General features: G+C 70.2%; 17 protein-coding genes and 2 tRNA genes. 11 read left to right on the top strand and 8 right to left on the bottom strand.

Features of this window, described 5'->3' with window-relative positions; translation table 11 throughout:
• Nucleotides 1–130 precede the first annotated feature (130 nt).
• Nucleotides 131–724, top strand: coding sequence for an HdeD family acid-resistance protein (locus tag GTZ93_RS11125; RefSeq protein ID WP_257979362.1), 594 nt, complete (start codon nucleotides 131–133; stop codon nucleotides 722–724).
• A 117-nt stretch (nucleotides 725–841) separates the two neighbouring features.
• On the opposite strand, the gene GTZ93_RS11130 is transcribed toward GTZ93_RS11125, so the two are convergent.
• The 4 genes from GTZ93_RS11130 to GTZ93_RS11145 all read right to left on the bottom strand — a co-directional run bounded on the left by GTZ93_RS11130 (nucleotide 842) and on the right by GTZ93_RS11145 (nucleotide 5,823).
• Nucleotides 842–1,723, bottom strand: coding sequence for a hypothetical protein (locus tag GTZ93_RS11130; RefSeq protein ID WP_139920621.1), 882 nt, complete (start codon nucleotides 1,721–1,723; stop codon nucleotides 842–844).
• A gap of 95 nt (nucleotides 1,724–1,818) precedes the next feature.
• Entirely contained in the window at nucleotides 1,819–3,555 is a 1,737-nt protein-coding gene (locus tag GTZ93_RS11135; protein WP_139920619.1) for a response regulator, read from the bottom strand.
• A gap of 26 nt (nucleotides 3,556–3,581) precedes the next feature.
• On the bottom strand, nucleotides 3,582–4,538 hold the full coding sequence (locus GTZ93_RS11140; protein ID WP_120580134.1) for a diguanylate cyclase: 957 nt from the start codon (nucleotides 4,536–4,538) through the stop codon (nucleotides 3,582–3,584).
• Between the two features lie 538 nt (nucleotides 4,539–5,076).
• Entirely contained in the window at nucleotides 5,077–5,823 is a 747-nt protein-coding gene (locus GTZ93_RS11145; RefSeq protein ID WP_120580133.1) for a tetratricopeptide repeat protein, read from the bottom strand.
• A gap of 99 nt (nucleotides 5,824–5,922) precedes the next feature.
• Here GTZ93_RS11145 and GTZ93_RS11150 point away from each other — a divergent pair.
• The 5 genes from GTZ93_RS11150 to GTZ93_RS11170 all read left to right on the top strand — a co-directional run bounded on the left by GTZ93_RS11150 (nucleotide 5,923) and on the right by GTZ93_RS11170 (nucleotide 8,760).
• A tRNA-Leu gene (locus GTZ93_RS11150) sits at nucleotides 5,923–6,008 on the top strand.
• 92 nt (nucleotides 6,009–6,100) lie between these two features.
• The gene (locus tag GTZ93_RS11155; protein WP_139920618.1) at nucleotides 6,101–6,766 is read left to right on the top strand and encodes a response regulator; all 666 of its coding nucleotides are present in this window, start codon (nucleotides 6,101–6,103) and stop codon (nucleotides 6,764–6,766) included.
• A gap of 15 nt (nucleotides 6,767–6,781) precedes the next feature.
• Complete coding sequence (locus tag GTZ93_RS11160; protein WP_180946128.1) at nucleotides 6,782–8,161, top strand: RsmB/NOP family class I SAM-dependent RNA methyltransferase; 1,380 nt, start codon at nucleotides 6,782–6,784, stop codon at nucleotides 8,159–8,161.
• A 60-nt stretch (nucleotides 8,162–8,221) separates the two neighbouring features.
• Nucleotides 8,222–8,620 (top strand): hypothetical protein, encoded by a 399-nt coding sequence (locus GTZ93_RS11165; protein ID WP_120580131.1) that lies wholly within the window; start codon nucleotides 8,222–8,224, stop codon nucleotides 8,618–8,620.
• Nucleotides 8,621–8,687: 67 nt separating this feature from the next.
• Nucleotides 8,688–8,760: transfer RNA gene (locus GTZ93_RS11170), tRNA-Ala, on the top strand.
• Between the two features lie 90 nt (nucleotides 8,761–8,850).
• On the opposite strand, the gene GTZ93_RS11175 is transcribed toward GTZ93_RS11170, so the two are convergent.
• Both GTZ93_RS11175 and GTZ93_RS11180 read right to left on the bottom strand, forming a co-directional pair.
• Complete coding sequence (locus GTZ93_RS11175) at nucleotides 8,851–12,546, bottom strand: ATP-binding protein (protein ID WP_257979361.1); 3,696 nt, start codon at nucleotides 12,544–12,546, stop codon at nucleotides 8,851–8,853.
• A 287-nt stretch (nucleotides 12,547–12,833) separates the two neighbouring features.
• Nucleotides 12,834–13,754 carry a class I fructose-bisphosphate aldolase gene (locus GTZ93_RS11180; protein ID WP_139920614.1) on the bottom strand — a complete coding sequence of 307 codons (921 nt, stop codon included), beginning with the start codon at nucleotides 13,752–13,754 and terminating at the stop codon, nucleotides 12,834–12,836.
• 232 nt (nucleotides 13,755–13,986) lie between these two features.
• Between GTZ93_RS11180 and GTZ93_RS11185 the strand changes: the two genes are divergently transcribed.
• On the top strand, nucleotides 13,987–15,795 hold the full coding sequence (locus GTZ93_RS11185) for a TolC family protein (RefSeq protein WP_161662768.1): 1,809 nt from the start codon (nucleotides 13,987–13,989) through the stop codon (nucleotides 15,793–15,795).
• A gap of 66 nt (nucleotides 15,796–15,861) precedes the next feature.
• Nucleotides 15,862–16,497 (top strand): MlaC/ttg2D family ABC transporter substrate-binding protein, encoded by a 636-nt coding sequence (locus GTZ93_RS11190; protein WP_120579411.1) that lies wholly within the window; start codon nucleotides 15,862–15,864, stop codon nucleotides 16,495–16,497.
• Between the two features lie 85 nt (nucleotides 16,498–16,582).
• Here GTZ93_RS11190 and GTZ93_RS11195 read toward each other — a convergent pair whose 3' ends face one another.
• Nucleotides 16,583–17,764 carry an N-acetyltransferase gene (locus tag GTZ93_RS11195; RefSeq protein ID WP_139923891.1) on the bottom strand — a complete coding sequence of 394 codons (1,182 nt, stop codon included), beginning with the start codon at nucleotides 17,762–17,764 and terminating at the stop codon, nucleotides 16,583–16,585.
• A gap of 9 nt (nucleotides 17,765–17,773) precedes the next feature.
• Nucleotides 17,774–19,330 carry an aminotransferase class I/II-fold pyridoxal phosphate-dependent enzyme gene (locus tag GTZ93_RS11200; RefSeq protein ID WP_120579413.1) on the bottom strand — a complete coding sequence of 519 codons (1,557 nt, stop codon included), beginning with the start codon at nucleotides 19,328–19,330 and terminating at the stop codon, nucleotides 17,774–17,776.
• Between the two features lie 431 nt (nucleotides 19,331–19,761).
• Here GTZ93_RS11200 and GTZ93_RS11205 point away from each other — a divergent pair, with 431 nt between their 5' ends.
• The 3 genes from GTZ93_RS11205 to GTZ93_RS11215 all read left to right on the top strand — a co-directional run bounded on the left by GTZ93_RS11205 (nucleotide 19,762) and on the right by GTZ93_RS11215 (nucleotide 24,481).
• A complete protein-coding gene (locus GTZ93_RS11205; RefSeq protein WP_139920206.1) occupies nucleotides 19,762–22,242 on the top strand; it encodes an efflux RND transporter permease subunit in 2,481 nt (826 codons plus the stop codon).
• Nucleotides 22,239–23,219, top strand: a complete 981-nt coding sequence (locus GTZ93_RS11210; RefSeq protein ID WP_180946115.1) for a phosphatase PAP2 family protein — start codon at nucleotides 22,239–22,241, stop codon at nucleotides 23,217–23,219. The genes GTZ93_RS11205 and GTZ93_RS11210 overlap by 4 nt, the downstream gene beginning before the upstream one ends.
• A gap of 62 nt (nucleotides 23,220–23,281) precedes the next feature.
• Nucleotides 23,282–24,481: an aminotransferase class I/II-fold pyridoxal phosphate-dependent enzyme gene (locus tag GTZ93_RS11215; protein WP_121755245.1), complete on the top strand. Its 1,200-nt coding sequence runs from the start codon at nucleotides 23,282–23,284 to the stop codon at nucleotides 24,479–24,481.
• Nucleotides 24,482–24,491: the final 10 nt, after the last annotated feature.

The following is a 24,491-nucleotide window of genomic DNA, read 5'->3' on the forward strand; positions in this document are numbered from 1 at the left end:
GCGGCGCCGATTGTTCGCGCCCGGTCGCGCGCCCATCTTCCACGAGGAAGCGCTACCCCCACCACGTCCACTCCCGGACCGACAGGCGGCCGAGGGCCCGAGGCGGGCAGCCATCACCGTGGAGATCGCCATGCGAACAAACGTTGAACGCGCGCCGGAAACCCAGCCGGACCGTCCCTCCCGGGGAGCCTCCGCCATGTGGGGCGGCCCCTTCCTCCTGGGCCTGCTGACGGCGATCGCGGGGGTCGTGCTGCTGGGCGCCACGTTCTTCACCAGCATGGTCACCGTCTTCTTCGTGGGGATGATGCTGGTGATTGGTGGCGTCCTGGAGATCGCCGCGGCCGTCCGCTCACGCAGCGAAAGCAGGAGTGCCTTCTGGTCCTTCATGCTGGGAGGCGTCCTCACCACCGTGGTCGGCATCCTCACCGTCATGTACCCGGCCGCGGGGCTGGCCTCCCTCACGCTGCTGATCGCCGGCTACTTCTTCGCCACCGGCCTCTTCCACGTCATCACCTCCGTCATGGACCGCTACTTCCAGTGGGGATGGGACCTGGCCTACGGCCTCATCTCCCTGGTCCTGGGCCTCAGCGTGATGGCCAGATGGCCCGCGTCCTCCGTGTGGCTCGTGGGCACGATGGTGGGGCTCGCCGTCTTCTTCCGAGGCATCTCGATGATGTCCGGCTCGCTCATCCTGCGGCGGGGACTGCATCGCGTGGAGGCTTGAGCACCAGGATGACACCCTCTGGCGCTCATTCACCGTGGGTGAAGTAGGGATATCGGCGGGTGAAGTCTCGGCCGGGGGGGACCGGCGCCGGTGCTCGGCGCCGGACCGGTTCGCGGCCTACTTCGTCTTCTTGTGCGCGTCGTCGAACTGGTCGGAGAACTGATCCCGCGACACGTGCTTCAGGTCGCCCTTGGCGTCCGGGCGCTCCAGCGAGAAGTCGTGGATGGTGCCGCGCACCAGGTACTCCTGATCCCGCGCGGAGTTCATGCTCGCGCGCTCGCGGTAGGTGAAGCTGGGCTTCGTCGGATCCACGCCGACGTCCGCGAGGATCGGCCGCTCGTGGGGCTCCGGCTGCCACACCGGCGTGCCGGGCTGGCTGCGGTTCACGGCCGTCTCGTCCAGGCCCGGATGCGTGGACGTGCGGATGTCCCGCTGGATGTCGAACTGATCGAAGACGTCCCCGCCCTTCGCGTCGCGCGCAGGGTTGTGGACGATGCGGCTCTGGCCGTAGTCCGGGTTGTCCACGAGCTTCTTCTCCGTGGCCTGGCCATCCACGCCCACGGGCACGCCGCTGAAGGACGTGAAGGGTGAGTGGGCCTTCGTCTCCTTCGCGCCGTCCACGTGCGCCGTCAGCGTCACCGTGCGGTCCTTCGCATCCACCGGCTGCAGCTTGCCGTCGCGGTCGATGGCCGACTTCGGCGTGTCGTACTTCGGCTGGACCTCGTTGAAGGGGAAGTTGTCCCGGCGGGTCAGCTCTACTTCCGGCCGGATGCGCGGCGCGAACTGGTTGTTGCCGCCGTCACGCCGATCCTCGACGTCCATGATGTCGCTCATGATGTCGTGCTGCTGGAACTTGATCCGGTTCTGCTCGGCGCGGAGCTTGAGCGACTGATCCTCCTGCGAGGGAACCTTCGTGGAGAACGAACGGGTGATCTCCGGCGCGTGCTTGAGCAACCGCGACGACGTCTGGGTGGCGCGAAAGAACTTCGAGGCGAGCATGAGGGATTCCCTTTTGATGGAGCATGAAGTGCGAAGTTTCATGCGTTTGTAGGGATTATCCCGTCAGCGTGATTGTGGTTGCGTGAAGGTGGGTGTCAGGACGCAAAACGGTCTTCGCCGAAGGTTTCCGCGACCGAGGGGCGGATGACGTCGCGCAGCGAGCCGAGCGGGTCCGGCACGCGGCCGGTGAGCTGGCACAGGAGGCGGTCCGGGTTCACCGGCTTGGGCAGGAAGGCCTCCGCCCCCGCGTCGAGCGCGCGCTGACGCACGTGCGGACGGTTGAGGCCGCTCATCACCAGCACTCGCGTGTCGCGGGTGAGCGGGTGCTGCTTGAGGCCTTCACACAGACGCAGGCCGTCCACCCAGTGCAGCACCACGTCCAACAGGATGGCGGTGGGCGGACGGCGCGCCACCGCGCAGAACAGCGCCAGCTCGTCCGCGAAGGACACCACGCGCGCGCCGGTGCTCTCCAAAAGCAGCGTGAGCGCCTCGCGCGTGTCCGCGTCGTCGTCCACCACGTAGTAGAGGTCCGGCTCCACCTCCGGCACCAGCGTGGGCACGGGCTCGATGGGCGTGCGCAGCCACGAGCCCACCACTTCCCGCACGCCCGACCAGCGCGCCGCGGACAAGAGACCCAGCGGAGTAGGGGAGCTCAACCCCAGCACGCCACCGCCGTACACGCCGCCCGCCGTGTGCTTCGCGCGTGCCGCGACGAACGCCGCCGGAGCCCGCTTGCCCGCGCGGCGCAGCCACGTGAGGGAGCGCGCTCCCGCCGCCGCGTCCTCCATCAACTCGCCCAGCCCGTCGCGCACGTAGCGGCGCTCCAGCGACGGTGCGTCCAGCCCGCCATCCAGCAGCGCCACCGCGGCGCGGCTGCACGACGCCAGCGTCTCCGACAGGCCCAACTGCAGCGGATGGCCGAAGGCCGCGGGGCCTACCACCAGCTGCCCGGGCGCCACCAGCATGCGGCCGGGGCCGAAGGGCAGGCGCGTCGTCTCCAGGGTGGTGAGCTCGAAGCCTTCATCGAGCAGGCCGTCGCGCGCGGCCATCATCAGCACCTGGCACAGGTCCGCGGGCGTCACCGCCGCGCCAAAGGCCAGCGCGTACACGGACGACGCGCCCGGGATGAGGAACAGCGCATCCACGGTGGGCAGCGGCGCCACCCACAGCCGCGCCACCGGCGCCAGGTCCCGGCCCGGCATCCCGCCCTGGATGCGCGCCTGCACCGCCGGCATGGACGGCGCCGGCTTGAAGCCCTTGAAGAAGGCGTCACCCAACAGCGGCCCCGCGCCCGCGGCCAGCGCCACCGCGTGGAAGCGCTCACCGCTGCCCTGCGCGCGGACGACCAGGGGGCCCGCGTTGCGCACCGCCGTGGGCGCGTCCGGGGCGGGCGCCTGCCGCTCCACGCGCTCCACGTGGCGGTTCACGAACCGGGCGCCCTGCGCGCTGGCCGCCGTGGACAGCACGTGGCGCACCATGTCCAGGCCGCCTTCGCCGCGGGGCCAGCCATCCACGACCCAGAGGCCGCCGGCCGCGCAGGGCAACAGCTCGCGTTCGCCCTGGGAGATGATCTCCACGCCGCGCAGTTCGTGCGCGCGCCACTCCGGAGGAATCCGGCAGCCCAGCGCGGCGAGCCGCGAGCGGCACTCCGGCGTGAGCAGGGCAGGGGGCGCGGTGCGCTCCTCGGTGCCTCCCGCGTAGACGCGCACGTCCAGGGCCACGCCCCGCGCGCGGCCGTTGAAGAGAAGAGAGGCCGCCAGCCCCGCCCCGGCGATGCCGCCGCCGACGATCGCCACCCTCGAACCACTCGCCAGCTTGCTGGTTCCGCTCATCGCGCGCCCTCGTTCCCTTCCCGCCGTCAGTGCCGCTGCGCCGCCGGTGAGTGGACCGACTGGCCGTACACCACCACCCGGTCGCGCCCCTCCCGCTTGGCCTCGTAGAGCGCGGCGTCCGCCGCCTTCAGCAAGGCCTCCGTGCTCTCACGCGGGGAGTCGGCCGTGTGGTCCGCCACGCCCACGCTGATGCTCAACCCGAAGGGCGCCGGGCGCCCGTCACCGCGCTGCACGTTCACGCCGCGCAGCTCCGTTCGCAGGCGCTCCGCGAACACCGCGGCCTCATGCGACGTCTGGTGCGGCAGCAGCACGACGAACTCGTCTCCGCCGAAGCGCGCCGCGAAGTCGGACTCGCGCAGGTTGCCCTGCATCAGCGTGGCCAGGGCCAGGATGGCGCGGTTGCCCACGTCGTGGCCCATGCCGTCGTTGATGGCCTTCAGGTGATCCAGGTCGATGACCACCACGCTCATCGCGTAGCCGTAGCGCAGGGCGCGCTTGAACTCGTCCTCCAGCCGCACCGACAGCGCCCGGAAGTTCGCCAGGCCCGTGAGCGCGTCCGTCTGCGCCAGCACCTGGAGCTTGCGCTGCTGCTCGCTCTGGCGAACCGCGCGGTCGATGCGGGCGAGCAGTTCGCGCGAGCTCGCCGGCTTGTGGATGAAGTCCACGGCGCCCATCTCCAGGCATCGCTCCAGGGTCGCCTCGTCCGCGTCCCCCGTGAGGAAGATGACCGGCACCATCTCCGTGCGCACGTCGCCCTGGAGCGTCTCCAGGACCGCCAGCCCATCCCCGGAGGGCAGGAAGCGATCCAGCAGCACCAGGTCCGGGCGGTGCTCGCGCGCCAGCTCCACGCCCGCGTCCGCGTCCGAAGCGGCCAGCACGTCGAAGCGTGGAGCGAGCAGGTCCATCAGGCCTTCGCGCACGCCGGTGTCGTCCTCGATGATGAGCAGGAGCGCGCGCTCACTGCTGCGGCCGTGCCGTTCCATGAACTGGTTCGCTCCGCTCGCCTGACCCGAAATGGCAGGCCGAAAGTCTCGGGCGCCACGCCCTTCCAGGTGCTCCCCACGCCCTTGCGCCCCACGCGCACCCGCCGCCGCCTCGTCCTGCAAGCACCCACCCACCCATCCAAACTTCACCCGAGACCTCCGGCTGCCAAGCCCGTCCGCCTCCGCGGGGGCTTTGGGAACCATCCGTTCCGATCACCCGCGTGCCCCTGCCCGAGAGCAAGCCTTGTGCCCCGCGCTTCACCTGCGGGACGGCCTCTTTTCAGGGGGTTGCATGGGGGCCGGCGAGACAGCCAACAAGACAGCCGGAAGACGTTGCAGCGTGGAGCCCGCGCGCACGGTAGGAATTGCCGGACGCGCGTCGCTCCGGCGCCGTGCGCGGAGGTGGGGTAGAGCGGCTGATCCGTTGGGAACTCCCCGGAAGCGCGCTCAACGAGGCGCCTCGACGGGGTTGCTGCAAGCAGCGAAAGGGGGCCCTGGCGCCATTGCATTGGCGCCGGGCCGTCACTCCGCCGGGAGTTCAGCGCCGGTTCGTGAACTGCACGCGGCGGCCACCACCCGCGGGAGGCATCATCGGGGGCGCCTCGAGGCCGAACTGCCACCAGAGCGGCTCGTAGGGCTTCATCTTGAGACGCTTGTCGTTCTGCAACTGAGCGAGGCTGCCCTTGAGCTTCTCGTCGGAGGGGTTCTGCTCCACGCCGCGCGCGAGCACTCGCTGGGCGCTGTCCTTGTCCTTCAGCTGGAGGAGGCACCACGCGTACGCGGCCCAGACGATGGACTCCTTCTTGCCGCTCTTCACCGCGGCCTCGAAGGAGGTCTTCATGGCGGGCACGTCATTGCGGCGGAAGTGCAGGGCGCCCTCCATGGCCTTGGCCATGTAGTTGCGGCCGCTGGCCTTCTCCAGGTGGGGCTTCGCGCCGTCCAGGTCCTTCACCATGTACTTCAGCATCCCGATCTGAGCGTGGAGCTCCGGCCCGATCAGGAACTGCCACTTGTCCCAGACAAGGCCCTGCTCCAGCGTCTTGACGGCGCGGTCCACGCGTCCCTGGGCCTCCTTCTGGTTGGCGGGCTGACCCTGGAGATCATTCTGCACCGTCGTCATCAGCGCCTGGACCCGGGTGGAGACCCGGCGGGCGAGCACGATGTAGGCAGCGAAGAAGACGATGACGCCGGGCACGATGCCGGCCCACCACGAGAAGCCGCCGGCGAACTTCACCAGCACGCCGACCGCCAGCCCGATGGCCAGGGAGATGAGGAGGTTGTACATGCGCTGCCCCTTTAGCGGTGTGCGTGGACAGCCGCAATCTTCGGATGCACACGAACCGAAGGCGCGATATACGTTCGGCCGCCTCGCTCACACCCAAGGGGCCCTCTGTCGAAATTGGTAGACGAGGCGGACTCAAAATCCGCTGCGGCTGACCCCGCGTCCCGGTTCGAGTCCGGGGAGGGCCATCTTCAAACGCAGACCCGGCGCCCGAGATGCCGTCGTTTACGGGCCGCCCGAACGTGAAAGCGCTCCCCTGTTCCCCGCGCTGGAAGATGCGATGAAGGTCCTGCTGGTCGAGGATGATCCGAGCCTACGCGAAGGAATGGGAGAGCTGGTCTCCGAGCTGGCGGACGTGCAGGCGGTGGGCACCCTCGACGAAGCGCTGCGCGCCCTGGCGGCGGGCCGCTTCGAGCTGGTGATGACCGACATGCGCATCGCTGGGGGGCACACGGACGGCCGGGGCGTCCTGGAGGCCGCGCGCCGGCAGCGCCACCCGGTGGCCATCGTCAGCGCCGCCAGTTCGGACGAGGTCGCCCAGGTCCTGCACCCCTCGGTGCCGGACGCGCTGCTGATCAAGCCCTTCCAGGTCGACGACATCATGGAGCTGGTGGAGCGCTTCCTGACGCTCAAGCGCCAGGTGGTCGCCGCCTCCCAGGCGCCCGTGGACGGGGACTCACCGGAGTGGATTGAATCATCACCCGGAGTGAAGTGTGCCGGTGCGGCGCCGGACAGCGACCGGATGTGGATGAGGTTGGCCGCCGAAGCCGCCTTTCTCTGGAGCCGTTCCCGGTCCGCCCATGGGGTCCTCCTGTTGGAGGGCGACCTGGAGCTGGACGGCGAGCGTTATTCGGCACCGTGCTACCTGTTCCTCTCCCAGGGCGCGTCGCCCCAGGTGAAGACGTGGGCCGGTGCGCTGGCCGTGTGCGTTCCGCTGCGCGGCTAGGCAAAGAGGTCACCCGTGGACATTCCCCTCTGGCCCACGCCGCATGAGCCGTCACGTCTGGGGCGTCCGTCCCGGCGCGCGGCCACCGCGGCGGTGGAGACGCACATCGCTGTCCTCAAGGGCGAGCCGTTGAAGGCCGCGCTCGCCACCGCGCTGAGGGAGGCGGAAGGCCTGGGCGGACAGGAGCGGCGCTTCGTGGCCCTGGCGGCGCGCGAGCTGTCCCGGCACACGCGGCTGTTGGACCTGGCGGCGCGGCAGCTGGGGCATTCCCCGGGCAAGCACGCGCTCACGGAAGATACAGCGCTGGTGCGCTACACGCTCTGGCGGCGCCTCTTCTGTGGCGAGGGCTGGGCGCGCATCGGGCCAGAGGTGAAGCTGCCGGGACCGGTGCGGCCGCGCACGCTGCATGACGCGGTGCTGGAGGGGCTGGCGACGAAGCCCCTCGCGGAGCCCGCCGCGGCGGAGGGCTCGGAGGCCGTCATCGAGCGGCTGGCCACCCGGTACTCGTTCCCCGGTTGGCTCACGCAGCGGCTGGCGCAGGTGTATCCGGAAGCGACGCTCGCGGGGCTGATGGCGTCCCTGGATGACGAGCCGTCGCTGCACTTCCGCGCGCGGCCCCCGGGCACTCGCGACGCGGTGCTCGCGGCGCTGGCGGAGGAGGGCGTGGCGGTGGAGGCGGTGCCCTGCGCTCCAGACGCGCTGCGGGTCGCGGACTCCAGCCACCGCATCTTCGAGTCGCGGACGATGAAGGCCCGGCGGCTCCAGGTGCAGGACGTGGGCAGTCAGCTCATCGTCCTGGCGTGCCTGCCTCCCGGGGCGACCTTGGAGGGGCTCGCCGTGGCGGACGTATGCGCGGGGGCTGGCGGCAAGACGCTGGGGCTCGCGGACCTGGTGGGCGCGAAGGGGAAGGTGCTCGCGGGAGACCGCTCCAAGCGGCGGCTCTCGGACGCGCGCGACCGGGTGCGCGAGTTCGGCCTGAAGCAGGTGACGTTCCCGCACCCGGTTCCGCTGGAGGCGGTGGACGTGGTGCTGGTGGACGCGCCGTGCAGCGGCACGGGGTCCCTGGCGCGCGAGCCGGATCAGAAGTGGAAGCTGTCCGCGAAGGCCATCACGGAGTTCCAGGCCACGCAGTCCAAGCTGCTCGCGGAGGTGGCCGCGCAGGTGAAGCCGGGGGCGCGCATCATCTACGCCACGTGCTCCGTGCTGCCGGAGGAGAACGACGCGGTGGTGGAGGGCTTCCTCCAGAAGCACCCGGGCTTCGCCCTGGAGCCGGTGGGGGAGGGCTGGGCGCCGGAGCTCCTGGTGGGAGTGGACGGTCCCTACCTGCGCGCCCTGCCGCCCCGGGTCCCTGGCGGGGGCTTCTTCGCCGCCCGGCTGGTCCGCAAGGCGGGTTGACAGTCGCCGAGCCGCCACGTTACGCACGAACGACCTTCTCCTCTCCCGAGGGTGACAGCCGTGGCGGCAGATCCGAAGCAGAACGAAGTGATGCAGCAGATCAACGAGGCCTTCCAGGCGGCCGAGGCCAAGCTGGCCAAGCTGCGGGAAGCCGTCGAGCGCAACACGGAACTGGCGCGGGCCAACGGCAAGGCGGCCTTCCTCAAGGACAAGAAGGAGCAGACCCACCGCGAGCTGGGCGAGGCCGTCTGGCAGTCCGTCCAGGCAGGCCGGCTGGAGCTGCCCGCGAGCTTTGCCCGGCTGCTGCAGAACATCGCGGCGGCGGAGAAGGCGGCGGCGGACCACGCCGCGTCCCTCACCGACCTGCTTCGGGAAGGAGAAGAGGTGGCGGATCGTTTGAAGGTAAAAACCGTCGCGAAGCCGCAAAAAGTTGTGGCGTCCGGAACGAAGAAGCCGTAGAAGTCGCGCCGCCTCACGGCACGGACCGCCCCCCACGGCGGAACGGGCAGCACGCAGTAGAAGAGACGGGGCTATAGCTCAGCTGGGAGAGCGCTTGAATGGCATTCAAGAGGTCACCGGTTCGATCCCGGTTAGCTCCACACTGAATTGAGAGAGGCCCGCGAGAGAAATCTCGCGGGCCTTTCGCTTTTGGGGCCTCCGACAGAGGGGGCCGCGTCTCGGCGCCCTCGCTACGGGTTCGCCGGGACGTCGCGGGGAAGCCGCACGGTGAAGGTGGTCCCCGCCTCGGCGGTGGACTCCACGGTGATGATGCCCCCGTGGGCCTCCACCAGCTTCTTCACGATGTAGAGCCCCAGGCCGATGCTCCGGCTGCTGTGGTCCACCTCGCCGCTGGGGCGCTGCAGTGGCTGGAAGAGGCGGCCCATTTGCTCCGGGGAGATGGGGGCCCCCGCGTTGTGGATGGACAGCGTCACGGTGTCGGCCGTGCCGTGGGTCTCCACCCGGATGGCGCTGTCCCGGGGGCTGTACTTCAGCGCGTTGGTCACCAGGTTCTGGGCCAGCTGCCCCAGCCGGTCCGGATCCCACGCGCCCAGGCCGCTGCCGCTCCGGCGCCGGCGGATCTCCCGGTCCGGGTGCGTGGCTTCAATCTCCTCGAGCACGCCGTCCACGATTTCGTGCAGGTCCGACGCGCGCCGCTGGATGTGCAGCCCGCCGCCCAGGCGCGCCTGGGTGAAGTCGAGCAGGTCGCGGATCATCCGGTGGGCCCGCTCCGCGGCGGACTGGATCCGGCTGACGGCCTTGGTGCTGCGCTCGTCCAGCTCCTCGCGGCGCATCAGGCTGGCGGCGCCCAGGAGGATGGCGCTCACGGGGTTGCGCAGGTCGTGGCTGACGATGCCGATGAGCTGCTGCTCGAAGTCCGCGCGCTGCTGCTGCTGGGCCTGGGCCTGGCGCAGCTCGTGGACGTCCATGGAGGTGCCCACCCACTTGGTGATCCGGCCCTCCGCGTCCCTCACGGACAGGGCGCGCACCAGGTGCCAGCGGTACAGGCCGTCCCGGTAGCGCACCCGGTGCTCGGACTGGAAGCGGTCGCCGCGCAGCAGGGCCTCCCCCCAGGCCTGGGCGCTGGAGGCAAGGTCGTCGGGATGGATGACGTGCCGGTAACCCCGGTCCAACAGCGTCTCCGCGCTCACGCCGGTCTCCTCCGTCAGCACGCCGTTCACGTAGATGACCGAGCCATCCGGGGCGGTGACGAAGACGGCCTCCGGCAGCGCCTCCGCGAGCGTGCGGAACTCCTCCTCGCTGCGGCGCAGGGCGTCCTCCGCGGCCTTGCGCAGGGTGACGTCCTGCATGGCGCCCACCATGCGGATGGCGGTCCCGGCCTCGTCGCGCACCACCCAGCCACGGTCCTCCACCTGGGCATAGGTGCCATCCGCCTTGCGGAAGCGGTACTCGGCGCGCCAGTCGCTGCCTTCGGGCGCGTCCGCGAGGGCGTGGAGGCTTTCGACGGCCTGCGCGCGGTCCTCCGGATGGACGGCGTCCGTCCACCAGTCCAGCTCGGGGGGCACCGCGTCGAGCGGGTAGCCGAAGAGCGTGTGGACGCCCTCGCTCCAGGTGAGCTGCTGGGTACTCAGGTCCAGGTCCCAGACGGCGTCCTTCGTGGCCCGGGTGGCCAGCCGGTAGCGCGTCTCCGATAGCTTGAGCGCCTGGAGCAGCTCCTCGCGTTGGGCGCGGGCCCGCGCGGCGTTCACCGTTCCCTCCAGGCGGGCCACCAGCTCGCGCACGCCGAAGGGCTTCACCAGGTAGTCGTCCGCGCCGGCGGTGAGGCCCTCCACCTTCGCCTCCTCGCCCGCGCGCGCGGACAGGAGGATGACGGGGACGTGCGCCGTGCGTGCATCCTCCTTCAGCGCGCGCAGGAGCCCGAAGCCGTCCAGCCCCGGCATCATCACGTCCGACAGCACCACGTCTGGTGGATGCGCCCGCACCGCGGCCAGGGCGGAGGCGCCGTCCGCCACCGACTCCACCGTGAAGCGGCCCTCCAGCGACCGCCGCACGTAGTCGCGCATGTCCGCGTTGTCGTCCGCCACGAGCACGTGCCCCCGCACGACTCCCGGGGGCGCCTTCGGGACGGGCACGGGAGCGGGCGCTTCCTCTGCGTCCGACAGCCACTGCGCCGCCTCCTGAACGAAGACCTCCGGATTCGGGGCCCGGACGGCTTCCCGCGAGGAATGCCTCAGCTGCTCGGGCGGCAGGTGCGCCGTGCCGGTGGGCAGGGACACGGTGAAGGTGCTGCCCCGGCCCAGCGTGCTCTCCACGGCGACGCGGCCGCCGTGCAGCTCCACCAGCTCCCGCACGAGCGCCAGCCCGATGCCGCTGCCTTCATGACTGCGCCCCCGCGTGCCCTCCACCCGGTGGAAGCGGTCGAAGACGCGGGGCAGTTCGTGCGCGGGGATGCCCGTGCCCGTGTCGCTGATGGACAGCTCCACCCGGCCTTCCTGCTCGCGGAGCCGGACGGTGAGGGTTCCGTGGAAGGTGAACTTGAAGGCGTTGGAGAGGAGGTTGAGGACGACCTTCTCCCAGAGATCGCGGTCCACCCAGACAGGGGTGGACAGGGAAGGGCAGTCCACCTGGAGCCCCAGCTCCGCCTTCTTCGCCAGCGAGTCGAACGCGCTCGCGAGCCCCGCGGTGAGCGGTCCCAGGTCCGTGGGCTCGAAGGTGGCCCGCATGCGGCCCGCCTCCAGGCGGCTGAAGTCGAGCAGGCTGTTCACCAGCTTGTGCAACCGCTGGCTGTTGCGCTGGACGAGCATCAGCCGCTCGCGGTGCGCGGGCTGCAGCGGATGATCCACGTCCGCGAGCGCGTCCCCCAGCGGCCCCAGCATCAGCGTCAGCGGCGTGCGGAACTCGTGGCTGACGTTGGAGAAGAAGGCCGTCTTCGCCCGATCCAACTCCGTCAGGGCCTCCGCCTGCCGCCGGGCGTCCTCGTGCGCGCGGGCCCCGGCGATGGCGGCGTCCAGGCTCCCGGCGACGAGCTCCAGGAACGATTGGTACGACGCATCCGCGGGCAACCGCGGGGACATGCCCAGCACGAGCACGCCCGTGGGATTCGACTCGCCGGGGCGGGCCATGGGCAGGACGAGCGCGGAGCCCGGCTGAGGCACGCCGTCCCGCAGGGGGAGGGGCCCGAAGCGGGCCTCGAGCCCCTGGACCCGCTCGGCCTGCCCGGAGCGGATCGCCTGGGCCAGGGGCCAGGGGGAGGCCGCGCCCGCCTCCAGGCCCACCTCACCAGGGCAGAAGGCGCCGTCCGCCTCCAGGCCCATGCGCCCCTCCAGCCGCGCCCGGGCGCCGTCCGCGTCCACGCGGTAGAGCAGCGCGAACGGGAGGTCCGCGGGGTTGGTGGCGAGCGCCTCCATTCCGCGCGTGGAGGCGTCATGGACGCGGAGGCTCCCGCCCGCGCGTGAAGCCACCTCCTGCAGCGTCCGGAGGCGGCGCGCGTCCAGCACCTGGCTGGTGGTCTCCACCACCGTGTCGAGCACGCCGTTGATGGCCCCGGATTCGTCGCGGACGGGGCTGTAGGCGAAGGTGAAGTAGGTCTCCTCCAGGAAGCCGTTGCGCACCATGAAGAGGCACTGGTTCTCCGCCATGATGGCGCGGCCCTCGCGGCGGACCTGCTCGACCCACGGACCAATCTCGTCCCAGATCTCCGTCCAGACCTCGCGCCCGGGCCGCCCCATGGCGAAGGGGTGCTTGTTGCCCAGGATGGGCAGGTAGGCGTCGTTGTAGAGCTTCACCGCGTCCGGTCCCCAGAACACCATCATGGGGAAGCCCGAGTTCAGGCAGACGCTGGCGATGGTGCGCAGGGACTGCGGCCAGGAGGACACCGGACCCAGCGGGGTCTTGGACCAGTCCATGGAGCGCATCAGGGCGCCCATCTCGCCACCTCCGGCGAGCACCCCCCGGGCCGCCGCGCGGTCGGCGTCGTCCGGCCGGGGCGCGGGTGCGTTCGCACCGTGCCCACCGGACGTCCTGGAACCGTGACTCATCCCCGTTGCGTAATCGAAGCCCCTCTGGGAGGCCATGGGACGAACGTGGGAGGCCGACCGCTCCAGCGCCTGCCAGCCTGCCAGCGTTCACGGCGAAACGGTCCCGTGAGCCTGGCGCCCGTCCCGCGAAGTACGGGGCCGGGAAGGGCGCCACGCCACGGATGACCGCGCGGGGACTACTTGCCCGCGAAGACGTTCATCACGTCCTTGAGCAGCTTGAGCGACTCGCCGTGGGGACGCTGGAAGGCGTTGCGGCCCATGATGGAGCCGAAGCCGCCACCCTGGTGGATCTGCTTGATGTCCTCCATGAGGGCGGACGTCTCCTTCGCCTCGCCGCCGGAGAAGATGACGATGCGCTTGCCGTTGAACGCGGAGCGCACCACCTCGCGCACGCGGTCCGAGAGCGTCTTGGTGGAGATGTTCGCCTTCTCGAAGGCCTTCTTCGCCTCCGCCTGCTCCAGGAAGTCCGTGGGCGGCTTCACCTTGATGATGTGCGCGCCCATCTGCGCGCTGATCTGCGCCGCGTACGCCACCACGTCGATGGCCGTCTCGCCCTCCTTGCTCAGGGCGCCGCGCGGGTAGGCCCAGAGCACCGTGGGCAGGCCGTAGGACTTGGCCTCCGCGATGATGTCGCGCAGGTCTTCGTACTGCTCGTTGCGGGCCGCGGAGCCCGGGTAGATGGTGTAGCCCACCGCCGCGCAGCCCAGGCGCACCGCGTCCTTCACGGACGACGTCACCGCGGACATGGGCGCGGCCGTCTTGGCCAGCGAGTCGGAGTTGTTCACCTTCAGGATGAGGGGAATCTCACCGGCCAGCTTGCCCGCGATGGCCTCCAGGAAGCCCAGCGGCGCCGCGTACGCGTTGCAGCCGGAGTCGATGGCCAGCTGCGCGTGGTAGTCCGGATCATACCCCGCGGGGTTGGGACCGAAGGAGCGCGCGGGGCCGTGCTCGAAGCCCTGATCCACCGGCAGGATGACCAGCTTGCCCGTGCCCGCGAGCGTGCCGTGGTTCAGCAGGCGCGCCAGGTTCGTCAACGTGCCGGGATTGTCGGAGGGATACCAGGAGAGGATCTGCTTGACGCGGTCGGTGTAGGCCATGGGTTTTCCTTGAAGGAAGGCGTCGAAACTGGCGCGGGATTCTGCGGTCCTTGTCCGCGCCCACCAAGCACTGTCTGAACGGAATGTCCGCGACTGTCACGCCCTCTACGCGCCGTCCCGCGCGAGCCGACTGGAGGGAAGCCGACATCCGGCCCCCCGGGTAGGTGCACAGAAATGCTGCGCCGTCGCGGGCTTCCGGATATGCCCGGCGGCACACGAGGCGGACCACAGCATGGGCAGAGAAGTCGGCAGGGTCGTCGCAGTGGCAATGATGCTCACCGGTGGCGTGGCGGGCGCGCAGATCTCGCCCACGACAGCCCCCTCGAATGCTCCTGGAACGGGGGCGCCGGGGACCGCGGCTCCCTCGCCCGGCAACCTGTCCCCGGGCACCGTGCCCACCCCTTCGCCCGGCACCACTCCGGCCCCCGGCCCCTCGGGCACCGGTTCGTCCGCCGCCAACCCCACCCCTGGCACGCGCGCGCCGCTGCCGGGCCCCGCCGCCGTGAACCCCGGTCCGGCCGCCGAGCCGGGCAACGCCGCCGCCCAGGGTGCCACCGCCGGCACGCCCAAGCCGGCCTCCGCCACGCCGGGCGCGCAGGACCTGGGCACGTCACCCATCGCCCCCGGCTCGGGAGACGGCGCTCGGGGTGACCTCACCCCTGGCGCTCCCAGGGGCGCCCCGGAGGAAGCCCAGACCCAGGCCCCGGGCACCTCCCAGGCCACGAAGCCCTTGAAGGGGCCCATCACCCTGGCCCAGCTGGTGGCGCGGGCTCGCACGCAGGACGCGCGCGTGGCGGAGGCCAGCGCGGAGCTGCGCAAGTTCCAGGCGCTCTATGATCAGGCCCGCTGGGCCTGGTTCCCCCGGTTCGAGATCACCCTGGGCGCGGGCGGTCCCGTCCCCGAGGCGCGCAACAACGGCCTGGGCGGCCCGCCCACCACGGAGGCGTCGCTGGAAGGCGACTGGAACTTCGGCAAGGTGGGCGTGACGGTGTTCTCCACCGGCAACGCGGTGCTGCCGCTGTACACGTTCGGCAAGCTCTCCGCGCTGGAGAAGGCGGGCGAGCAGGGCCCCAAGGTGGGCGCGGCGCTGCGTGAGCGCGTGCGCGCGGAGGCCGGCTTCCAGGCCGCGCAGGCGTACTACGGCTACCAGCTGGCCCGTGCCGGCCTGAAGCAGCTGGAGGACGTGTCCAAGCGCCTCAAGGACGCGGGCGACAAGATCGACGCGCTCCTCAAGGAGGACTCGGATCAGGTGACGAAGCTGGACACCTACAAGCTGGGGTACTTCCGCCATCTGGTGGAGTCGCAGCGCGCCACCGCCGTCCAGGGCGAGCAGTTCGCGCTCACCGCCATCCGGCTCCTCGCCAGCGCGGGTCCGGACGAGCAGGTGGAGGTGATGGAGGAGGACCTGCCGCTCCAGGGTGACGTGAACGTGCCCGACCTGGAGACCTCGCTGAAGCAGGCCAACGAGCGCCGCCCGGAGCTGAAGGCCATCGCCGCGGGCATCATCGCGCGCGAGCAGGAGGTCATCATCCGCGAGCGCAGCTACTACCCGGACCTGGGGCTCGCGGGTTACTACGACGTGCGCTGGACGAGCAGCGCCACGCGCCAGCGCAGCCCCTTCGCGTACGACCCGTTCAACGACCGCACCGCGGGCCTGGGCCTGGTCATCCGGGGCACCTTCGACATCCCCATCAAGGACGCGCAGCTGGAGCAGGCCCGCGCGGAGCTGGACAAGCTGCGCGCGCAGGAGCTGACGCTCAAGGCCGGCATCCAGCTGGAAGTCACGCAGGTGCAGAGCCAGCTCGCCGCGTCCTACTCGCGCGCGAAGTCCTTCACGGAGGCGGAGAAGAACGCGAAGCGCTGGGCCACCGCCGCCTACGCCGCCTTCGACCTGGGCACCGGAGACACGCGTGAGCTGGTGGACGCCTTCACCGCGCTGGCCCAGGCCTCCGCCGAGCGCGGCAAGAGCTGGCACGACGTGCGCGTCGGATTGGCGTCACTCGCCCGCGTCACCGGTGCCGTCCCCGCGACGGATGAATAACCCTTCCAGGCTGCCAGTCCTCACAGGTGTCGTCACACCTGAACTTCAACCCGGAGCTTCATCGATATGATTGCTTCCCTGCTTGCCGCCACGCTGCTCGCCGCCGCTCCCGTGAGCCCGCTCAACGTGGTGAAGAACGGCAACGCCGCCGTGCAGAAGGCGGCCAACGCCCCTGGCGCCAATGTGCAGTCCCTGGCGACCGTCGTGGAGTCCTTCGTGGACTTCGAGGAGCTCGCCAAGCGAGCCCTGGGTGAGAAGGCCTGGGCGGGCCTCACCGCCGCCCAGCGCAAGGACTTCACGGAAACCATGACGGGCCTGCTGCGCGCCTCGTACGCCCAGAAGGCCATCGGCCAGGCGAAGGCGGACGTGAAGTACGGCAAGGAGAGCGTGCAGGGGACCGAGGCCACGGTCGACACGGAGCTCACCGTGAAGACGGACCAGGTGCCCGTGAACTACCGCCTCTACAAGGCCTCGCCCAAGGCCGACTGGCGCATCTACGACGTGATCACCGACGAGGTCTCCCTGGTGGACACCTACAGCGGCCAGTTCAAGAAGATCCTCTCCACCAAGGGCTTTGACGGCCTGCTGACGACGCTCAAGTCCAAGCGCGCCCAGCTGGAGAAGGAGAACGCCGGCACCAGCGCGGCCTCCGTGAAGGAGTCCGCCGCCGGGGGTTCGGGCGCCGCGCCGCAGGTGAAGTAGGGCAGGGCGCTTCCAAACGACTTTCAAGCAGTGACCTTCCGCCCGGGTGCCTCAAGCGCCCGGGCGGAAGCGTTTCAGGACGACGTCAGACGGGCCGCTGGAACACGCGGTACGTCTTGGAGCGCTGGCCGCCCATGGACTCGATGGCGCGGTTGACCAGGTGGTTGTCCTCCAGCGTCCACGAAATCTCGCCGCCCGAGTACCCCAGCTCCTTCGCGGTGCGCAGGGTGTCCAGGTAGAGGATGGCGTCCAGGCCGCGGCGCCGGTAGCCCTCCTTGATGCCCAGCGTGAGCAGGCGCAGCCGCTTGAGCTTGCGCGACGCCAGCACCAGCTTCACCAGGCCAATGGGCAGGCCGAACGTCGTGAGCCGTCCGTTGGCCGCCTTGAACGCCGCGTTGGCGTCCGGCAGCGTCATGGAGAAGGCGACGGGCTCACCCTTCACCTCGGCGATGAGCACCAGCTCCGGACGCACGATGGCCTTCATCTCCTTGGCCATGTGCTCGAACTCGCGGTCCGTGAAGGGGATGAAGCCCCAGTTCTTCTCCCAGGCCGCGTTGTAGATCTGCTTGATGCGGGCGACCTCCGCGGGGAAGTCCTTCAGGTTCACCGGGCGCACGGTGACGCCCTCGCGCTGACGGATCTTCTCCGCGATGCGCGCCACCTTCTCCGGCGGCGGCGTGGACGCGGACAGCTCGAAGGCGAACAGGTCCTTCGCCTTGGTGAAGCCGCACGTCTCCAGCAGCCCCGCGTAGTACGTGGGGTTGTAGGGCATCATCAGCGCGGGAGGGCTCTCGTAGCCCTCCACGAGCAGGCCCCAGTCCTGATTGGAGGAGAAGTTGGCCGGCCCCAGCACGGAGTCGATGCCGCGCGCCTTCAGCCACGCGCTGGCCGCGTCCAGGAGGCCCCGGGCCACGCCCGCGTCGTTCACGCACTCGAAGAGGCCGAAGAAGCCCTCCTTCGTGCCGTGGAACTCCATGTGGCGTGGGTTCTTGATGGCGGCCACCCGGCCCACCACGTCCTGCCCGCGACGCGCGAGGAACAGCTCCACCTCCGCGTAGTCGAAGAAGGGGTTCTTCTTCGGGTCCAGGAAGTCGCGGCGCTCCATCTCCAGCGGCGGCACCCAGTTCGGGTTGTCACGGTAGAGCGAGTACGGCAGCCGGATGAACGCCGTCCGGTCCGCCGCGCCGCGCACTGGGGTCACCTGCACGTCGGTGGTCATGGGAGTAGGGGAGGCGGAGGCGTCTTCGTGCTTGGCGGGGTGGGCCATGGGTGGGGATCAGTTCCTTTCGGCCTGGTTGCCGCCGTCGGAACTGTCGCTGCCGTTGCGCATGAACAGCTGGGCGCCCTTCTCCAGGAGCACGCCACCCAGCTCGCTGCGCTTCTCCCACAGCTTCTTGGGCGCGCCGCCCAGCCGCCGCAGGTCCTCCGGCTGCAGGTTCGCCGCGCGCCAGGTGAGCTGCTCCACCGCGTCGAAGAACTTCCCGGCCATCTCCCGCGACGACATCCGCGACAGCTGCTCCAGGCTGAAGCCCTTGTCCGCGAGCAGGCCCGCGCTGCCCGCCGCCCACGTCTCGCTCGCCTTGTTGCTGCGCACCGCGCTGCCCGGCCGGGCGATCTTCACCGGCTCGTACACCGTGGGGCGCGTCTCCGGGATGACGTTGAGCTTGCGGCCGATCTTCTCGAACGTGTCCAGCACCTGATCCAGCTGCGCGTCCGTGTGCGTGGCCATGTAGCTGGTGCGGATGAGCGCGTGGCCCGCCTCCACCGCCGGCGGAATCACGGGGTTGGCGAACACACCCGCCTCGTGCAGCGCGCGCCAGAAGCGGAAGCACTTCACCTGGTCGCCAATGTGCACGGGCACCACCGGCGTCACCGACACGCCCGTGTCGAAGCCCATGGCGCGGAAGCCGTTGTGCATCTTCTCCGCGATGTCCAGCAGGCGCTCGCGGCGCTGCGGCTCCGCCTCGATGATCTCCGTGGACTTGAGCGCCGCCGCGATGGACGCGGGCGTCATGGACGCGGAGAAGATGACCGAGCGCGCCTTGTGGCGGATGTAGTTGATGACCTCGAAGGGGCCCGCGAGCACGCCGCCCAGCGACGCGAAGCTCTTGGAGAACGTGCCCATGACCAGGTCCACGTCCTTCTCCAGGCCGAAGTACTCGGAGGTGCCCCGGCCCAGCTCGCCCAGCACGCCCATGGCGTGGGCGTCATCCGTCATCACGCGGGCGTTGTACTGCTTGGACAGCTCCACGATGCGGGGCAGGTTGCAGACGTCGCCCTCCATGGAGAACACGCCGTCCGTGACGATGATCTTCCCGGCGCCCGGCTCCGCCGCGGCGAGCAGCTGCTCCAGGTGGTCCATGTCGTTGTGGCGGAACTTGCGCTCGGTCGCGAACGACAGGCGCACGCCGTCCACCAGCGACGCGTGGTTCGCGCGGTCGCTGAACACGATGTCGTGACGGCCCAGGATGGACGCCAGCGCCAGGTTCGTCTGGAACCCGGTGGAGATGACGATGGCCGCCTCGCGGTTGAGGAACTTGGCCAGCCGCGCCTCCAGCTCCTCATGCAGCGCCAGCGTGCCGTTGAGCAGGCGCGAACCGGAGCACGTGGTGCCGAACTTCTCCGTCGCCTTGATGGCCGCTTCCTTCACGCGCGGATCCGCCGCCAGGCCCAGGTAGTTGTTCGAACCCACCATGATGACCCGCCGTCCCTCGATCTCCACCTCCGTGGAACCGTGCGACGCCTCGATGGCCCGGAAGTACGGATACAGCCCCGTGGCCTTGGCGATGCGGTAGTCCTTCCAGGTACGGCACTTGTCGAACACGTCGCTCATGGTGGTCTTTCTTACGCGTCGGAGGGTGTGATCCGAGCCGCTTTCCATGTGCAGGGCGCGTTCCAGGATCGGATTGCCCGGCCGCGTGAACACCCAGGGGGTACGACGCGAGGGGGTCAATAAAGAGGGAAAACCGCACTGTCAAGGCGGGGACGGTCCCATTGCACCGGGTGTGGGGCATCCGTGTCAGGGCGCGCCTTGACAGTCATGCCGCATTGGTGGCACGCCGCGCCCCCGGGCCTTCGTTCGCCAGTGGATGCTTCCGCACCCCGGGCACACATGGGTTCACACGGGGAATGGGTCGAGAGGGGCCATCTGTTCCGGGGGCCTGGATCATGGCTGGGTTATTGCTACGCCGGCCAGCATCAGAGGAGCAGACGGTGTCTCAAGCACGACGGCAGCGGTGGTTCGAGGGCTTCATCCAGGCAGCGATGTCGCGCCCCTGGCAGGTGCTGCTCGCTGTCGCCCTGGTGACGGTCGCCGCGGGCTTCTTTGCCTCTCGCCTGGAGTTCAGGGGATCCTTCGTGGAGCTGCTCCCGGAGGGTGCCCCCGAGGTCCGGGATCTGACACGCGTGTCAGAGAAGGCGGGCGGAGACGGCTACCTGGTCATCATGGCCAAGGGGGCGGCCCCGGAGGCCCTGAAGGCCTACGCCACGGAGTTCCAGCGGCGGCTGGAGGCCCTGCCGACGGTCCGCTACGTCGAGCACCACTATGACGTGGCCTTCTTCCGCCGCCACGGACTGCTTCTGCTGCCCACGGCGGAGGTCGCCTCCCTGCGTCAGGACCTGGAGGCCCGCGTCCGCTACGAAAGGGAGCGCGCCAGCCCCCTCTTCGTGGACCTGGGCACGGAGGAGGCGCCGCCCACCTTCGAGGAGATCGCGAAGAAGCACACCCCGGACACGGCGCTGCCGGAGACGCTGGCGAACAAGGAGGGCACCGAGGTCTACCTGATGATCAAGCCGTCGGGGACGGCGGGGGACCTGGAGTTCGCGCGGAACTTCGTGGCCACGGTGTTCGACACGGGCCGCAAGCTCGCGGCGGAGAAGTACCCGGGCGTGACGCTGGAGGCGACGGGCAACTTCCAGAACCGCATCGAAGAGGACGCGGTGATGCGCGGTGACCTGTCCAACGCGGGCATGCTGTCCGCGCTCATCGCCGTGGGCCTCATCCTGCTGGCCACCCGGCGCATCTCCGCGCTGGCGGTGGTGGGTGTGCCGGTGATGGTGGGGCTGGTGCTGACGTTCGCGTTCGCGCAGGGCGCCATCGGTCACCTCAACATCGTGACGGGCTTCCTGGTCGCCATCCTCATCGGCCTGGGCATCGAGTACGGCGTCCACCTGACCATGCGTTACTGGGAGGAGCGCGAGCGGCTCGGCGTGAAGGAGGCGCTCACGGCGGCGGTGCGCGGCACCTTCAGCGGGGCGCTCACGTCCGCCTTCACCAACGCGGCGGCGTTCTTCGTGCTGGTGCTGGCGCAGTTCCATGCCTTCCAGCAGTTCGGCCTGCTCGCGGGCGTGGGCGTGCTGATGGCCGTGCTGTCCGCGTACGCGCTGGGCCCGTCGCTGCTCGCCATCGCGGAGCGCATCCGCCCGTTCCGTCGCGATGCGGCGCCTGGCGCCCAGGCCTCCGCGCCCGCCGCGGCTCAGAGCGTCGAGCGGGCTCCGGCTCCGGCGAAGGAGTGGCGGCGCTGGCCCACGGGCGTCATCGTCGCGGTGGCGCTGTCGGTGGTGGGCTTCGCGGCGTACTCGGTGGGCATCGCGCCCCGGTTGGGCTTCGAGACCAACCTGCGCAACCTGAAGGGTGACTCGCCGGCGTCGCGGTTGGACGACCACATCACGGAGCAGATTGGCGCGCCGCTCAACCCGGCCATCCTCTCCGTGGACACGCTGGAGCAGGTCCGCGAGGTGGAGGCCGTCATCGCCCAGGTGAAGGCGAAGAACGGCGCCAACTCCGTGTTCCTGCGCACCGCGTCGTTGAGCGACCTGGTGCCCTCCGACGTGGCGGGCCACGAGGCGGAGATGGGCCGCATCCGGACGCTCCTGGACGGGCTGCCGAAGTCCGCCCAGGAGGACCCGCGCGTGAAGGACCTGCGCGGGATGGTGGACGCGAAGCCCTACGGCCTGGACCAGCTGCCGGTGGAGGCCCGCCGCCGCTTCGAGGCGCTGGACGGCAAGGGGATGTTCCTCCTGCTGTTCCCGTCCGTGTCCAACTACGACACGCAGGACCTGAATCGCTGGGCGGGGCAGCTGGATGAGGTGATTGCCGGGGCGAAGGCGAAGGGCATCGACCTGGCGGTGCTGGACAGCAACCGCATCGCGGCGCGCATCTTCTCCCTGGTGCGCATGGACGGGCCGTTCATCCTCTGGTCCGCGGCGGTGGTGGTGTTCCTGGTCATCTTCGCCAGCCTGCGCAGCTTCAAGCGCGCGCTGCTGGTGGCGGGCCCGCTGTTCCTGGGCATGACGTGCCTGGCGGGCGGGATGTACCTGTTCGACGTCCAGCTCAACTTCATCAACGCGGTGGTGCTGCCCAACCTGTTGGCCATCGCGGTGGACAACTCGGTGCACCTGTTCCACCGGTACGAGGAAGAGGGCCCCGGGTCGCTGGGCCGGGTGGTGCGCAACACCGGCTTCGCGGCGGTGGTGGCGACCCTGTCCAACGCGGCGGGCTACGGAGCGCTCCTCGTGGCGAACCACCAGGGCTTGCGCAGCATCGGACAGATTGCCCTACTAGGGGTCGTGAGCACCTTCCTGGGAACGACGGTGTTCTTCCCGGCCATGCTGGCGCTGTTGGAGCGGTGGAAGGGGCGGCGGTCCGCGGTGGCGCCGGAGTCGGGCGCGGTGGTGCGGAGCCTCAATCTCGGGGGGGCCGGCGAGCTGCCGGCCGAGTCGCCGGGGGAGCGCAAATCGGCGTGAGCATCTGGTCATTCAGCGAAGGCCGCGTGCGGCCCGTCGTGACGTCATCGGACGAAGCGCTCGTGCGCTTCCGGCAGGTGGACCTCGTCCTCATGGTGGCCTGCTCGGTGGCCGCCCTGGTGTGCGTGGGCCCGGCCCGCTGGGCGCCGCACTCCGGCCGCAACGCGCTCCTCTTCCTCTTCTTCGCGCTGGGCCTGCCGGCCATGCGCATGCTGGAGGCGCGCTTCCCGCGCCAGCCGCTCATCGCCATCTTGGCGGACTTCTGGCTCCTGCCAGTGTCGGCGCTGGCCCACGGATGGCTGGGGCCCATCGTGGACTGGATGAACCCGGTGGTGAAGGACGCCCAGCTCATCGCGGTGGATCAGAAGCTGTTCGGCTTCCAGACCGCGGTGGCGCTGGCGCACGTGATTCCGCCCTGGGTCAACGACGTGCTGATGCTCTGCTACTACGGGCACTTCATGTGGCCGCTGCTGCTGGGCGTCTACCTGTACGCCCGGGGCAGGGGGTCCACGCCCGCCTTCGACGAGTACCTGCTGGGTCTGGGCCTGCTCCTGGGCTTCAACTACGCGGCGTACTCGCTGGTGCCCGCGGTGGGGCCCCGGTACTTCCTCATCGGCGCGTTCGACGGGCCGGCGACGCAGGGGTGGATCCTCACGCCGCTGTTGGAGTCCATGATGCGCACGCCGGTGTACACCCGGGACTGCTTCCCGTCCGGGCACACCGGGGTGATGCTGGTGGTGCTCTTCTACGCGTTCCGGTTTGCCCGCCGCTTCTTCTGGGTGATGCTCTTCCCGGGCATGGGGCTCATCTTCGCGACGCTGGCGGGGCGGTTCCACTACGCCATCGACCTCATCTGCGCGGTGCCCCTGGTGATGGTGGTGACGGGGCTGGCGCTGGCCCTGTCCCGCTCCGCCCGGCAGCGCGCGGTGGAACAAGGCGCGCGTTCCGTGCCCGCGGACGCTATCGTCCGGCCCTGAACCGCCAGCCGGTCGCCCCGGGGGTCGGGGTGGACGTGCGCTGGCCTCCAGAGGCCTGACCCATGTCCCCCCGGCCCGTGCTCGCGCAACGCGTCTCCCGCTTCGGCACCACCGTCTTCTCCGAGTTCAGCGCGCTCGCCCTGAAGCACCAGGCCGTGAACCTGGGGCAGGGCTTCCCGGACTTCGACGGGCCGGACGCGGTGAAGGAAGCGGCGTGGAAGGCCATCCAGGGCGGCGTCAACCAGTACGCCCCCGGCATGGGCGCCAAGGACCTGCGCAACGCCATCGCCGAGCACGCGCAGCGCTTCTACAACCACGCCGTGGACCCGGACACGATGGTCACCGTCACCAGCGGCGCGACGGAGGCCATCCTCGACGTCATCCTGGGCCTGGTGGATCCGGGCGATGAAGTGGTGGCCTTCGAGCCGTTCTACGACTCGTACGACGCCAACATCGCCTTCGTGGGCGCCACGCCGCGCTTCGTGCCGCTGCGCCCGCCGGACGCGGAGCACACCACCTGGTGGTTCGACCGGGACGAAGTGCGCGCCGCCTTCGGTCCGAAGACGCGGCTGCTGATCCTCAACTCGCCGCACAACCCCACGGGCAAGGTCTTCACGCGCGAGGAGCTGGAGTTCCTGGGCAACCTCTGCGCCGAGCACGACGTGAAGGTGCTGGCGGATGAAGTCTACGAGCACATCGTCTTCGCCCCCGCGAAGCACATCCGCGCGGCCACGGTGCCGGTGCTCGCGGACCGCACGGTGACGGTGAGCAGCGCGGGCAAGTCCTTCAGCCTGACGGGGTGGAAGGTCGGCTGGATCATCGCGCCGCCGCCGCTGCGGGACGCGGTGCAGCGCGCGCACCAGTTCGTCACCTTCGCCACCGCGTCGCCGTTCCAGGCCGCCATGGCCGTGGCGCTGCGGCTGCCGGACAGCTACTTCCAGGAACTGACGGCGCTCTACACGTCCAAGCGCGAGCGGCTGCTCACGGGCCTGCGCGAGGCGGGGCTCCAGGCCTTCTCGCCGGAGGGCAGCTACTTCATCCTCGCGGACATCGCCGGGTACGGCTTCGCGGACGACGTGGCGTTCTGCCGGCACCTGGTGACGGAGGTGGGCGTCGCGGGCATCCCGCCCAGCGTCTTCTACGGCCCGGAGCACCGGCACCTGGGACAGCGCTTCGCGCGCTTCGCCTTCTGCAAGACGGAGGGCGTGCTGGACGAAGCCGTGCGCCGCCTGCGCGAGAAGCTGCCCGCCCTCAAGCGCTGAAGCGCGCACG

It is taken from the genome of Corallococcus exiguus, from assembly GCF_009909105.1.
GTDB classification, from domain to species: Bacteria; Myxococcota; Myxococcia; order Myxococcales; family Myxococcaceae; genus Corallococcus; species Corallococcus exiguus.